Origin of the sequence: Rhodococcus sp. (in: high G+C Gram-positive bacteria), assembly GCF_049591685.1 — a bacterium.
In the GTDB taxonomy this organism is placed as follows: Bacteria; Actinomycetota; Actinomycetes; order Mycobacteriales; family Mycobacteriaceae; genus Rhodococcoides.
This window is the reverse complement of the sequence record NZ_JBAWFH010000447.1, coordinates 1-12,737: the sequence shown is the minus strand read 5'-3', so window position 1 is coordinate 12,737 and position 12,737 is coordinate 1. Positions and strand designations below refer to the sequence as shown.

At 62.9% G+C, this 12,737-nt stretch carries 14 protein-coding genes and 2 pseudogenes; 8 read left to right on the top strand and 8 right to left on the bottom strand.

All coding sequences use genetic code 11. The features are described 5' to 3' along the window. Nucleotides 1–708 (top strand): annotated as a pseudogene (locus WBQ44_RS18835) (IS256 family transposase); the annotation flags it as partial. Nucleotides 709–1,107: 399 nt separating this feature from the next. Continuing rightward, nucleotides 1,108–1,284 (top strand): hypothetical protein, encoded by a 177-nt coding sequence (locus tag WBQ44_RS18830; protein ID WP_495568191.1) that lies wholly within the window; start codon nt 1,108–1,110, stop codon nt 1,282–1,284. A 52-nt stretch (nt 1,285–1,336) separates the two neighbouring features. Here the strand turns inward: WBQ44_RS18830 and WBQ44_RS18825 are convergent, their stop codons facing one another. Genes WBQ44_RS18825 through WBQ44_RS18810 form a run of 4 tightly spaced genes read right to left on the bottom strand, consistent with a single transcriptional unit; the run spans nt 1,337 to nt 4,159 of the window. Continuing rightward, complete coding sequence (locus WBQ44_RS18825; protein WP_495568190.1) at nt 1,337–2,398, bottom strand: ABC-2 membrane transporter-related protein; 1,062 nt, start codon at nt 2,396–2,398, stop codon at nt 1,337–1,339. Beyond that, on the bottom strand, nt 2,395–3,447 hold the full coding sequence (locus WBQ44_RS18820; RefSeq protein ID WP_495568189.1) for an ABC-2 membrane transporter-related protein: 1,053 nt from the start codon (nt 3,445–3,447) through the stop codon (nt 2,395–2,397). The genes WBQ44_RS18825 and WBQ44_RS18820 overlap by 4 nt, the downstream gene beginning before the upstream one ends. Continuing rightward, the gene (locus WBQ44_RS18815; protein WP_495568188.1) at nt 3,444–3,752 is read right to left on the bottom strand and encodes a hypothetical protein; all 309 of its coding nucleotides are present in this window, start codon (nt 3,750–3,752) and stop codon (nt 3,444–3,446) included. The genes WBQ44_RS18820 and WBQ44_RS18815 overlap by 4 nt, the downstream gene beginning before the upstream one ends. Continuing rightward, a complete protein-coding gene (locus tag WBQ44_RS18810) occupies nt 3,749–4,159 on the bottom strand; it encodes a GntR family transcriptional regulator (RefSeq protein ID WP_495568187.1) in 411 nt (136 codons plus the stop codon). The genes WBQ44_RS18815 and WBQ44_RS18810 overlap by 4 nt, the downstream gene beginning before the upstream one ends. Before the next feature lie 140 nt (nt 4,160–4,299). Between WBQ44_RS18810 and WBQ44_RS18805 the strand changes: the two genes are divergently transcribed. The 3 genes from WBQ44_RS18805 to WBQ44_RS18795 all read left to right on the top strand — a co-directional run bounded on the left by WBQ44_RS18805 (nt 4,300) and on the right by WBQ44_RS18795 (nt 6,935). Beyond that, nucleotides 4,300–5,013 carry a hypothetical protein gene (locus WBQ44_RS18805; protein ID WP_495568186.1) on the top strand — a complete coding sequence of 238 codons (714 nt, stop codon included), beginning with the start codon at nt 4,300–4,302 and terminating at the stop codon, nt 5,011–5,013. Then, on the top strand, nt 4,914–5,543 hold the full coding sequence (locus tag WBQ44_RS18800; RefSeq protein ID WP_495568185.1) for a hypothetical protein: 630 nt from the start codon (nt 4,914–4,916) through the stop codon (nt 5,541–5,543). Before WBQ44_RS18805 ends, WBQ44_RS18800 begins: the two co-directional genes overlap by 100 nt. Before the next feature lie 204 nt (nt 5,544–5,747). Continuing rightward, entirely contained in the window at nt 5,748–6,935 is a 1,188-nt protein-coding gene (locus tag WBQ44_RS18795) for a hypothetical protein (RefSeq protein WP_495568184.1), read from the top strand. Between the two features lie 248 nt (nt 6,936–7,183). Here WBQ44_RS18795 and WBQ44_RS18790 read toward each other — a convergent pair whose 3' ends face one another. The 3 genes and pseudogenes from WBQ44_RS18790 to WBQ44_RS18780 all read right to left on the bottom strand — a co-directional run. Next, the gene (locus WBQ44_RS18790) at nt 7,184–7,570 is read right to left on the bottom strand and encodes a Sec-independent protein translocase subunit TatA/TatB (RefSeq protein ID WP_495568183.1); all 387 of its coding nucleotides are present in this window, start codon (nt 7,568–7,570) and stop codon (nt 7,184–7,186) included. Then, the gene (locus WBQ44_RS18785) at nt 7,558–7,815 is read right to left on the bottom strand and encodes a hypothetical protein (protein ID WP_495568182.1); all 258 of its coding nucleotides are present in this window, start codon (nt 7,813–7,815) and stop codon (nt 7,558–7,560) included. Before WBQ44_RS18785 ends, WBQ44_RS18790 begins: the two co-directional genes overlap by 13 nt. Before the next feature lie 3 nt (nt 7,816–7,818). Beyond that, nucleotides 7,819–7,980 (bottom strand): annotated as a pseudogene (locus WBQ44_RS18780) (twin-arginine translocase subunit TatC); the annotation flags it as partial. A gap of 395 nt (nt 7,981–8,375) precedes the next feature. Here WBQ44_RS18780 and WBQ44_RS18775 point away from each other — a divergent pair. Next, nucleotides 8,376–8,951: an FKBP-type peptidyl-prolyl cis-trans isomerase gene (locus tag WBQ44_RS18775; RefSeq protein ID WP_495568192.1), complete on the top strand. Its 576-nt coding sequence runs from the start codon at nt 8,376–8,378 to the stop codon at nt 8,949–8,951. Between the two features lie 58 nt (nt 8,952–9,009). Further along, nucleotides 9,010–9,411 carry a hypothetical protein gene (locus tag WBQ44_RS18770; RefSeq protein WP_495568181.1) on the top strand — a complete coding sequence of 134 codons (402 nt, stop codon included), beginning with the start codon at nt 9,010–9,012 and terminating at the stop codon, nt 9,409–9,411. Nucleotides 9,412–9,445: 34 nt separating this feature from the next. On the opposite strand, the gene WBQ44_RS18765 is transcribed toward WBQ44_RS18770, so the two are convergent. Beyond that, nucleotides 9,446–10,645: a PucR family transcriptional regulator gene (locus WBQ44_RS18765; protein ID WP_495568180.1), complete on the bottom strand. Its 1,200-nt coding sequence runs from the start codon at nt 10,643–10,645 to the stop codon at nt 9,446–9,448. A gap of 152 nt (nt 10,646–10,797) precedes the next feature. On the opposite strand from WBQ44_RS18765, the gene WBQ44_RS18760 reads away from it, so the two are divergent. Next, complete coding sequence (locus WBQ44_RS18760) at nt 10,798–12,462, top strand: FAD-binding dehydrogenase (protein ID WP_495568179.1); 1,665 nt, start codon at nt 10,798–10,800, stop codon at nt 12,460–12,462. Nucleotides 12,463–12,737: the final 275 nt, after the last annotated feature.

The following is a 12,737-nucleotide window of genomic DNA, read 5'->3' as shown; positions in this document are numbered from 1 at the left end:
CCGGGACGGCCAGGTCACCAACAGGCCCATGTATGTCGCGATCGGTGTCACCGTGAACGGCGAACGCGACATCCTGGGGATCTGGGCCGGCGAGGGCGGTGAGGGCGCGAAGTTCTGGCTCTCGGTTCTGACGGAGATCAAGAACCGGGGTGTCGGCGATGTGTGCATCGTGGTCTGCGATGGACTGAAAGGTCTGCCGGATGCGATCAACACCGTCTGGGAGTTGGCGGTGGTACAGACATGCATTATTCATCTGATACGCAACACCTTTCGTTTTGCATCCCGGAAGTATTGGGATGAGATGTCGCGTGATCTGCGTCCGGTCTACACCGCTCCGTTGGAGTCTGCGGCGAAGGAACGATTCACCGAATTCGGCAAGAAATGGGGCGAGCAGTATCCGGCGATCATCAAGATGTGGGACAACGCGTGGAGCGAGTTCGTGTCGTTCCTGGACTACGACGTCGAGATCAGGCGGGTGATCTGCGAGGGCGTTTGCGATCGAGTCCGTCAACGCCCGCTACAGGCGCGCTGTACGCGCTCGTGGTCACTTCCCGACCGAACAGGCAGCACTCAAGTGCTTGTATCTCGCGACGCGGGCACTGGACCCCACCGGGAAAGGTAAGCCCGCGATGGGCAATGAGGTGGAAGCCGGCGCTCAATGCGTTCGCGATTACCTTCGAAGGACGTATCACCCCGAACGGAAACTAACCGACGCCGAGGTCGGATCCACCGTTAATCTGACAATCCCTCGGTAGCGGAGGCCCGGTGCAATCGCGATGTTTGTCGACTCGGAAAGAAAGCTGGTCGCAATCGGGCCCGACGTCGATCGTGGGCAGCCGAAAAGCTGGTTGAATGACGACGGTGTCTGTAATGCGTGTCTTCTGGCTGATAATGACCGTAGTTGCGGTGGGCTATGCGATCTCGTGCGCGTGGGTTCCCGTATCCGAGGTGTCCATGGGGTGCTCGAAGATCGGTGAGTTCGGTGGCGACACTAACGTGCAGTGCAGTGATCCGATCGTAGAGGTGTTCGGAGTGTGGCGACTCGCCTTGTTGGGCGTTTTGCTGTCGGTGCCACCGCTGATTGGTGCGGTGTCAAGGAGACGGTCCATGTGGTGGGGAACAATCGTCGCACTCGTGGCGGTGGGTTCGACGGGTCTGTTCATGTGGACTTCGTTCTGGGTTCTGCTCCTCGTGGCATTTCCGCTCGCGGCTGTAGGTGCCCTGGTCGTTGCCGTCGACGGTGCTGTGCAGGCTTCGAAACGCAAGCGGTCTTCTCACCTGTAGCTTTCTCGGACTCAGGGCTTTTGGGCGGTTAGGCTGCGGCGGCCCCAGCGGATCAGGTCAGACGGCGTACTCGCCAGATCCCGATCCCACCAACAGCGGCGCTGAGTGCGAACATCAATCCGATTTCGATGGCTTGAAATCGCCAGAAGTTGTTCTCGGAAAAATAGAGAATGTCGAAGCGGTCGACGCCTTGTTCTCGGAGACACGTATCGAAGTAGGCTGCCCGGACTTGGTTTTCGATCCGATTCCGCTCCCAGCGCTGCTCGTCGGACTCACCTTCGCGCCTTTGGCCGTAGTCATCGGAGTACGGCAGAGCGCAGTCGTCGGTTTCGGGTCTCACGCGCTCGCCATTCGCGTCTACGTAGCCGGCACCGACGACCCATGTCCCGTCCGTGGTGTAGTACGGGTTCGGACCGTATTCGGACTCGCGAGCCAAGCCGTTGATGCCCTCACTCTCGATCGTGGGTGTTGCATAGTGCTCGCGCACGATCCAGGTGAAAGCCACTGGAACGAAGAGGAATACGAACAGCGTTGCGAACATTGCCATGATGCCGCTACGAACGGCAAGGGCCAGGGTGCTGCCTATCAGTAACACGAGGAGGGTGTACGCGCCGAGAACAGGGCCGGCTGTTTCGAAGTGAGGAAAGTCGAACCACGAGAAACTGACATCAGCAGGGTCTTGCGAGCTCGTCGAGTCCCGTGATGGCCCCGAAGTCCAGTGCAAGGCAAGCCCCAGACACGCCATCGCGCCGCAGATCGGTAAGAACACCACGACAACGCGCGCCAGGTACCACCGAACCCGACTGGTCGATTGCGTCAATGACAGCACATGCGCCCGCGAATCCACTTCACGAGCGAATGCCGGGACGCCGACGAACATGCCGAGCAGCAGCGGAAGGAGCAGCGCGAAGAGCGTCGACAGGGTCAGTGCCGTTTCTGGACGGCACGGACCCACGTCGTTCCATCGAGAACACATCCGGGAGAACGACCACGACATCCGCGGGTAGTCCGGAACGTACAACCCCGCGATGATTGTTGCCACGAGGAGCATCCCGATGAAGGACAGCGACACCAGCAGCGGTGTCCGGTTCAGGCGCCATGCGGACCAGATCACGGTTGCAACCGTCGAACGGTGAGAGTGCTAACGCCGGCTAGTAGTGCCGCAGCCAGTAGACACAAAGCCAATTCGGCGAACTGGAACCGCCACAGCATCCGGTCCTCGAACAGTAGGGTTTCGAAGTGGCCGACGCCTTGCTCGCGCAGGCACTCGACGCGCACTTGCGCGCGCTCGGCAGTGAATTCGTTGATTCGAGCGTCGAAGTCGGCTGTAGTTTCGTCGGGCCCGGGCTCGGGCCAGGATTCGTTCTCGCTCGAGCACACGTCGTACGGGAGGTCGACCCGCTCCCCGGCGGCATCCGCAAAGTAGGAATCGACCGTCCAACTCGGTTGTCGGACGTCGGAAGGGTACATCTCGTAGGCGACGCTCCTACCGTATTCGCTTTCTTCGAGGGCGAGCCGGTCCACCTGCGGCTCCGCGTAGTGCTCGCGAACCAGGGCAGGCAGGGCAACAGTGACAGCAGCGGTGACGGCGAGTGTGAGGGCCATCGCGCCGATGGTGTTGCGCAACAACAATGCCGTCGAACTACCGACGACCAGGCCGAGCGCGGTGTAGCCGGCTGGAACGACACCTATCGTGCCGAACGTCGGGAATTCGAGGCGCGAGTAGAAGGCGTCGACGAAGCTCGCTCCGTACGGATTCGGTCCGAATCGTGACCACAGCACCACGAAGCCGAGAACGACCATGGCAAGAACAATGGGGGAGAACACCAGCAGTACGCGCGTCCAATACCATCGCATGCGACCGGCTGCCTGGGTCAATCCCAAAACATGAGTTCCGCGTTCGATATCGCGTGAGAAGACCGTGACGCCGACGAAGACGCCGAGCAAGGCGGGCAGAGCGATCGTCGCCAAGCTCGAGAGGGTCAGCGCCGATTCCGTGAGACACACTGTTGTAGAAAGTCCGAAGCACCGGAACAGCCCGTAGCCCGACCCCACCCGGTCAGCGAGAAACGTCACGACCGCGATGCCCGCTGCCAGAAGTAACGGGATCAAAGTCCCGACGACGATAGTTCCGCGAAATTGCCGCCAGGTCACCCAGATCACGACGCGCTCCTGGCAGTGAGGTAGGCGAGGACGACGTCGTCGAGTGATGCGTCGTCGACTTGCCACCCAGGTGTGGCCGAGGGGCGTTGACCGCGTGCAACATACGTGGTTCCGCCGGCTCCGGTGATTTCCGCGACTATAGAGCCGTTGGTCGCGACGGCGGCAGGATCGCCGGATCCGACCAGCACGAAATGCTCGTCGGTGACGTCGTCGATCGCACCGGCGAGTCGAATCTGTCCGTCCCGCACGAGCAGTAGTCGGTCAGCGACGTCGACGCCGGACATGGACAGGACCGACTCGGTCATTGCTGGTCTCCTTCGTTTCCGTAGCGGGAGTCGAGCGCCGATGCAACCAACGCTTCGAGGTCGGCTCTCTCCAGGCCCGCCGAGATGCCGTGGTCCAGCCATCGGTTGAGTTCTCGCTGCAGCGCGGTCTTTTCGGCCATGCCGGGCTTCGCCAGGGATGCGACGACGAAGGTCCCGACGCCGGGGTGTGGTTCGACCAACCCCTCACGCTCGAGCTCGCGGTAGGCCTTGAGGACCGTGTTGGGATTGATCGTGAGCGCGCTGACAACGTCCTTCGCGGTCGGCAGCTGATCTCCGACCGCCAGCTCTCCCCGCCGCAGCGCTTGCTTGGTCTGCAGGACCAGTTGTACGTACGCGGGGATGCCGGAACGCCGGTCTATCCGATACGCGATCATAGACCCCCACATTCCACTAGTGTGTTAGTGGATTGAGTATTACACAGTGGCGCCCTTCGACCGAGTGGAATGGGTGGGCTCCTGCGCGAAGGTAACGACTTGGGCTGACTAGGCGACAATCGGGAGGAATGAAGCGGCGGCGACGAGGAAGAATGAACACGAAATCGAAGTGGACGGACGTCCTCGTGGTGGTTACGGTCGTGGCGATCGGCACGGTGGTCGCCGGTCTCACCCACACCAATGCCGAACCGATCGCGCCCAGTTACGCCAGCGAACCTGCCGTCTATCCGGTCGACCTCCCCGGGTGCGCGAGCGTCGAACCCCCTGAACCGGAACAGTTTTACGGCATGGGGTTCTTCACCAGTGGGGCGCCGACCTACGACAACCCCAACTATCCGTGGCTCGACGACGTCAAAGTAAATGCGATGTCGATGGCGCTTCGAGAGGCGCTGCCCGACGAAGTGAGTATGGCGAGCGACTCCGAAATTTATGTGCGCGGAGCGCCTCTGGTGTTTCAGCCGGTGCCCGAAGTCGACGCTGAGGTGATCGCCGAGTACGACCCCGGTACATCGGCCGATGCTGCCGTCGTCCGTGACGGCGTCTCGGGGACGCTGACGGTCAATGTCACTCGGTCCATCGAGGAACCGCCGCCGTGCCGGGCGGGTTGGCTCGACGCGCGTGAAACCCGCTCGGATGGAACGGTCATCGACACCGAAACACCTGGCAGGAATTCGACGGTGAACGCTTCTCCACCAATGTCGTCCGTGTGTACGCGACCGACGGATCTCACATCACCGCCTCGGCATCGGACCTCGACGCCGACTACGCCGCCACCGGATCGATACCTCTCTCGCTCGACGAGCTGACCGCGATCGCCCTCGATCCTGGCTTGCGATGGTCGGAGCGAGTCCCGATCGATGCAGCTCCGGTTGCCATCTCCTGCGACAACGGGAGCGCCGGGACCGCGTTCGACGGTGTCCTGACACCGGCCAAGGTGGACCAGGTCAATGCGCTTCTCAATGCGTTCTGGTCGGCGCAGTCGGGTCCGGTGACTCTGGATCGACCGCTCGGATCGCTGCAACCGGCCCGCAACGGCAGCAAGACGGCATGTGGTGCGGTGCGCGCGAACGGCGGCGTACTGACGATCTCCCTCGTCGATACTGCGTATGCGGCGCCGATGGACTACGAGACGGACACCCGACTCGACGACGGTTCCGTGTTGCGGCAGAGCGATTTCAGCGGTGCCACTATGCAGGGCGATCCCATCGTCGAGACCACGTTGATTCGCCCGTCGGGCACGCGAATCGAGGTCGGTGCGGTCTCGCAGAAGGATGCGCCGGTCGACGCCGGAATTGTGCGTGCGATTGCGCTGGTCGTCGCATCGGTCCTCGACTGACTCCCTCGACTGGGCCATCAGTGCTGCTCGAGCCAGCGCGACGGGTAGGAACCCACGCGGGGTGCGGGGCGCAATGTCGATCAGCGGATCCGGCAGCCGTCGTCGCTGCGGGGCGCTGGTCCCGTCGGCCAGCCAGGGAAGCCTGGAAGGCATGATCACGGGATGCCCACTTCGTCGCACAAATGCAACCCATGGGCGACGCTTATGGCCGGGACCGTGGTCGGTTACGTCCTGAGCGACATGCCTCGTTCCAGTTCGCTGCTCGACGCGGACGCGTCGTATTCCTCCATCGCCAACGTCGTGAACGGCGTGCTGCTGGTTGCTGTGGTCGCAGCCGTCTGCGCAGCCTCTCCGATTTCTGGTCGAGCACAGCTCGGAGCCGGGTTGGCGAGCCTCATTGTGATCACCCTTGGAGCGGTCGGCGCTGTGCCCGAGTCCGTCGCACCGTGGACGTCGCCTGCCGCCGCCGGTGCACTGCTGGGAGTAGCAGCGCTCCTCGCAGGCAACGCACGACCGGCGCAGGCGACGTTGGTCCTCGGGGTCGTCGGTTTCGGTGCCCTCGGCTCGACGTTGGACGATCGATTGCGCTACATCCCGCCTGCCACGGCTGAATTAGGCTGGACCGCCAACGCCATCCCGGTCGACCAAGGTCTGCCCGAAAGAACGCTCATCATCGTCACCCTTGCGATCGTTACGGGAGTGCTGATGGCCTTCACCAAGTACGTCGATTCCGGTGTCAGTAATCCACGTCTACTCGTAGTCGGCGTGCTACTCCCTGTAGCCGGCTCTGTGGCTGCCTGGGTATCGACGGCTCATCCGAGCGATGATGTCGTCTGGTATCTGGCCATCGCCGGACTCACGGTCGTGACACTCCTTTCGGCGTTCGCACTACGCGGCCGTGACGGGGTGCTGATCCTGGCGTTGTTTGCCACGACGGGTGCCGCGTTCGGTTCGACGATGTGGAGCCAGTCGAGTTGGGGCCAGGTGTCCATCCTGTTCGCGCTCCTCATTCTGGGCGGCGCGATAGGCTACTTGCTTCCGAATGTCTACGTTGGACTAGCGGTGTTGGCGCTCGGTCCGGTCGCATCCCTTCTGTTCGATGGCGACCTCGCATCGTTGGCGTCGTTCCTGCTGTTCCCATTCGCGGTGGGTTACGTGGTTGTTTCTGCACTGGCCGTGACAACCGGTGTGGTCGGGCCGGCGGCAGTCGTTCCGTTCACGATGATGTTGCCCGTTACTGTCTACGCCGCCGGCGCGCAGCTGGGTACCGGCGTCGAGGTGGAATCGTTCGTCGGCGACTCGAACCCGACTGGGTCCGCGCTCTCGATCAGCGGAATGGCCGTCGTTGCCGTGTGCGCCGCGGGGGTAGCAACAGCTCGCAGGCGTGCCTGAAGCACAGTCGGAACTCGACGTGTCGCTGCCGTTCATCCCATCGTCGGCGTCCGATCCCAAAGCCCCGGGTACCAACCATCAGCCGCTACGAGTTGCCTCCGCTGAGGGTGCCATGTACCGATGGTCTCCGATCGACCGGTCGGTGGGAAGAGTTCGAAACATCGCGATTCGGTTGGTAGGGCGGATGAGCTTCGCGGGTCGAAAAACGTTGGTAGAGGCTGCTTCAGCGTCGCAAAGTTGTTCAGACGTCAGTCCGCACCCGCGGGTGACGAGCCGGCAATACATCGTGGATCCTCCTGAGGCAGTGAGTCGATACGGATACGGATGGGATGTGACGAGGTTCCGGTGACCAGGTATCGCTGACCGGGCCGCACGCGTTCTGCTTCGGTGATCATCTCGTCGGTGACGATGCGACGGGGGTCGTACTGTCGTTGATCGAGTTGGTCCCACCGGGCGCGGTCTAGTGGGACGCCGAGGTCGCGTTCAGCAGCCTCGTGGGTGGTCTCGACGTACCGGCGTAGCGTCCGAACCCACTGGGCCAGTTGGTGTGCGTATTCAGGCAGTCGTGACGGCCCGAGGATGAATCTTGCAATGACTGCGACGAAGAACAATCTTTCGAAGGTCAAGCCGGACATTGTTTGGCTCCGGGCGTGTGAAGTGGGGAGGGATCATCGCCGTCGGGTGTCGGCATCCGCCTCGCTGCCCTTCTGTCGTGCAGCGTCGTGATGACGACGGCGGCACCGAACAGCGCCGCCATTGATAGCGCGACGATGAACATCGACAGCACGTCGGCGGCGGGGGTGACGAGGGCGCTGAAGAGTGCGATGACGACGACGATGGCGGAAAAGCCGAAGACGTACGTCTTTTCGCATCGGGTCATGCCGGGTGCGAGGTAGGCGAAGAGTTCGCGGATCCAAATGGGGCTCGAGACGATGACGCCGGCGAACAGGGCGATTTTCAGTTCGAGGTCGAATGCCCCGGTGACGGTGTCGTAGTTGAGGCTGGCTCGGCGGGTCTCGGCAAGTTGTTCGACGGGGGCGCGCAGGGTGTCGAGTCATGTCAAGGCCCGCACCCTGGTAGACGATCTCATCGGCAGGGCGGTCCAGCGGGCGTCCTTCGAAGGTGAATCCGGCGGGAGTGCTGGTCGGTTCGGGCACGCGAGTCATGTGTGACTCCTCCTCTTGTGCTGGCTTTCGGTGGGCTGTGATGTTCATAGAGGCCACCGATCCAGTGAGAACCCTGCACACCGGCTGCGAGGTTCCTGGCAACCCCTTGCTCGGGCGTTCTGATCACGCCCGGGCGAGCCCTATCGACCCACGCACCTGGAGGTGCGTCCGCAGCATGATCGCGGCAGGCTTCGAAACTCCCTCGTAGAACTACTGCACAGGTTTGGGCTCACAAGACGGTTCGGTTAGCGTTGTCCAGGTGAATTCGAAGCGCGTGAGGTCTTCCGGTATTGCTGCAGCAGCAGCCGTTGTAGTCGTGTTCGGCTCGGCCGCCGGATGCGGGTCCGAGTCGGAGACTCCATCCACTGCCGGGACGTCACCCGCGTCCGTCACCTGCCCCACTTCGGCCCCCGAGAGCGGTGCCGAACCGGAGTGGACGCTGAGCGGCACAACCGGAAGCGTTGCGGTCACCGGATCGACCGAATCATCGGCACCCGTCGTCGAGATCGAAGCGCCGTTCACCGTCGGGGAAACCCAGGTGTCCACACTGCAGGCCGGCGACGGACCGGTCGTGGAAGAAAATGCCGAGGTCTCCGTCTGCTACATGGGCGTCAACGGGCGTGACGGCTCCGTGTTCGACAGCAGTTACGACCGAGGTGCGCCCGCCGAGTTTCCCCTCGACGGAGTCGTCACCGGCTTCCAGAAGGCCATCGCAGGGCAAACGGTCGGGTCCACGGTCGCTGTCGCGATGAGCCCCGCGGACGGGTACCCCGACGGGCAGCCCCGCGCGGGTATCGAAGCAGGCGACAGTCTCGTCTTCGCCATCGAAATCCTCGGTATCACAGGCTGATCGCAGGCAGTGAAGTATCGTCGACTCGCCGTTGGCCGATAAACCGAAGGAGTCCGAGATGGTCGTCCGCCGTACCTCGCTCGTCGTCACAGCCGTTCTGGGTGCAGTACTTCTCGGGTCGGGCACTGCCGGGGCCGACGAGTGGCCCGTCAACCCTCCCTATCCGAGCCCGACGGCTCCTCAGGAAATCACGGGTGGGTTCCTGACGCCACAGGATCCGGCCTACTGGAACCCGCTCGTCAGTGAGAACCGGTTGACATCGCCGTACGGAAACAACACGCGATTGGTGTGCACGGGTTTTCACGGTGTGCTTCTCGAGTGCTGGCAAGCCGACGTCGACGGCAACCCCCACAAGCTGATCAAACTGGATCTCGACTACCCAGGTTCGACGGGCGCCGGACTGCCCGGCGGTGGGCCGGGCCACTTCGTTTATCCGGGATTCATTCCGGGTCTCGGTTGACCGTCCCGGTCAAGCCGAGAACCCACACGCTTTGTCAATCCGGATGCTGGAGTTGGCGTAGCTGAATCGCCGTGTCCAGAGCGAGTCGGTGCCATGCCTTCCGAGGGTCTCGTCCCGTCAGTTCGCGGGCCCGGCGAAGTCGGTAGCGGAGCGTCTGTGGGTGCACGTGCAGAGCAGCGGCGGCGTCCGTGGCGGTACCCATGGAGATGAACGCGGCCAGCCCGGCAAGAATGTGTTCGTTGCCAGGGTCGTCGAGGGGGCCCAGGACCGTCGATACCACGGCTCCGGTCGCAGCCGAGGGCTTGGCCGTCAGTAATGCCAACAGCTGACTGTCGCCCTCGTCGAGCAGCGCGCGATTGTCGAACGCGTGGGCGGGAGCGGTGTCGAGCGCGTCACTTGCAAGCCGGTAGGAGACGACGGCGTCCGCGATCGGCCTGTTCTCGATGAGACATCCCTTCAATCCCTGTGCGAGCACAACTTTTTCGATGATGGCTGCGGGCGTGGATCCGGGCAGCAGGATGATCGCGCGAATTCCGCGTCGTGTGCTGAGGTGTCTACCGCTGTTCGATGTCGACGTATCCAGGCCGAGATGTGCCAGCAGATCCTCGAGGGTCCCGGCGTCGACACGATTTTGCGGATCCGAAGCGTGAACGACGAGCAAGCTCGGATGTGTCGGCAGGTCCAGAGCGAGTTCACGGGAGCGATCGGCCAGAGCGCCGGGTGAGTTCTGACGACCGGCCAGAAGGTCGTCCAACAGTGCCGAGCGAGCCTGCCCACGGTCGGTCGTCAGGCGTTCCCTGGCGGCGGTGTACGCGTCGATGATGTCCTCGGAGATCGCGTCGATGCCGCTGAGGGCAGCGATGCTGAGATCGGCGATGTCCACGGGCTCGAGGTCGTCCAAGTATTCATCCACCACGTGCCGAACGAACACGGTGGATGCGAGTCGATAGGCGCGGAGAACATCGGTCAGTGGTCTACCGTCCGCCGCGCGGGCAGCGCCGATTGCGCGAAACCTGGCGCGATCGGCGGGGTCGAGTTTTTCGGACCCGGCAATCCATCTCTGCAACAGCCTGCGGAACGACCAGTAGGCGATGGCTTCGACATCCTGCAGCTGCGGGCCGTGCAAACCGCGATACGCGGGTATCTCCGCCTGCAGCGACTCGACGGCTCTGCTCGCGAACGCAGCCAGTTCGTGTTCGATGCGGAGGGCAACTTCTTCTTTAGCGCGCGTCATCGGCGTTCCCATCTGAAAGTTGTCACCCAGTGACAAACCCTACTGTTGATTCGGTGCAATTCATTGCGGTGCGTTGGCATGCCGGGCAGTGTCGACGCCAGGAGTTGTCGCGCACCCGGGTGCGGTGTGCCGGCTGATGAAGGAGACGAACAATGGATGCAGATGTGATCGTCGTCGGGGCGGGGCTCGCGGGCCTGGTAGCCACTGCCGAACTGGCCGATGCAGGACGGCGAGTACTTCTACTCGATCAGGAGCCGGAGCAGAACTTGGGAGGCCAGGCGTTTTGGTCGCTCGGCGGGCTGTTCATGGTGGACACCCCCGAGCAGCGACGCATGGGCATCAAGGACTCCGCCGACCTGGCATGGCAGGACTGGCTCGGCAGCGCGACATTCGACCGCGGCATCGACGACCCGGCGGGAGAGGACTACTGGGGCCATCGATGGGCACGGGCCTACCTCGATTTCGCAGCGGGCGAGAAGCGGTCGTGGTTGCACGCGCAGGGCATCCGATGGGTGCCGATAGTCGGATGGGCCGAACGCGGTGGGTATCTCGCCGACGGACACGGCAACTCGGTTCCGCGTTTCCACCTGACCTGGGGAACGGGCCCCGGCGTCGTCGCACCCTTCGAACGGCGTGTGCGTGAAGCCGCCGACAGAGGCTTGGTGCGGTTCGGTTTCCGCCACCGTGTCGACGGGTTCACCGTCACCGACGGGGTCGTCGACGGTGTCAGGGGAGCGATCCTCGAACCGAGCGGTTCCGAGCGGGGAGCAGGTAGTACTCGCGTCGAGATCGAGGAGTTCGAATTGCACGCCGGTGCTGTCCTGGTGACTGCTGGCGGCATCGGCGGCAATCACGATCTGGTTCGCGAGAATTGGCCCGCCCGGCTGGGTAAAGCACCCGAGTCGATGATCTCCGGAGTGCCCGAACACGTGGACGGACGCATGCTGGGCATCACGGAAAGCGCAGGCGGGCGTCTGGTGAACAAAGACCGGATGTGGCATTACACCGAAGGAATCAAGAACTGGAACCCGATCTGGAAAAACCACGGCATTCGCATCATCCCGGGGCCGTCGTCCATGTGGTTCGACGCCCGTGGCCAACGATTCCCCGTCCCGAACTTCCCGGGTTTCGACACCCTCGGAACTCTGAAGGCCATCAAGGACAGTGGGTTCGACTACTCCTGGTTCGTACTGACGCAGAAGATTATCGAGAAAGAATTCGCGCTGTCGGGCTCGGAGCAGAACCCGGACATTACCGGCAAAAATCTCAAGCTCGTTCTGGGACGGGTTCTTCCGGGAGCCAGCGGGCCTGTCGAGGCCTTCAAGAGGAACGGTGAGGACTTCGTGGTGGCCGATACGCTGGCCGACCTCGTCGCGGGTATGAACAAGGTCGCCGGCAACGATCTTCTCGACGTCGACGATCTGCATCGACAGATCAGTGCACGTGATCGCGAGGTCGATAACCCGTTCACCAAGGACCTACAGGTGTCGGCGATTCACAACTCTCGCCGTTCTCGAGGCGAACGCATTGCGCGGACGTCGTCACTGCACAAGATCTTGGACCCCAAGTCCGGCCCACTGATCGCGGTACGGCTCAACATCATCACTCGAAAGACGCTGGGGGGTATACAAACCGATCTTGACGGACAGGTTTTGAGCGCGGACGGGTCCGCAGTTCCCGGCCTGTGGGCTGCGGGGGAGATCGCCGGGTTCGGCGGAGGCGGTGTCCACGGCTACCGATCATTGGAAGGGACGTTCCTCGGCGGCTGCATCTTCGGCGGAAGACAAGCAGGCCGGGCGCTGGCCCAGCAGGCCTGACGATGCGACTGCGATGGGGTCGGCAGGCTCGACGCCGTGCGCGACGAGATGAGATTCACCTCGACCTGCCGATTCTGTGGCGACGAGCAGACAAGGGCCGTGCGCTGAGAAAAAGGGTCAATTTGCGCTTGCGTCGTCGTCCACCTCGCCTTCTGCCTGGTCCGGCTGTATGCCGGCGTTGTCCGTGAGGTTGGAAGGATCTGCGTCCGGGTCTCGGTCGGGATCGTATTCGGGCGAAGTGTTCTCGGTGTCTTTGGTCATGGCTGAGCCATACC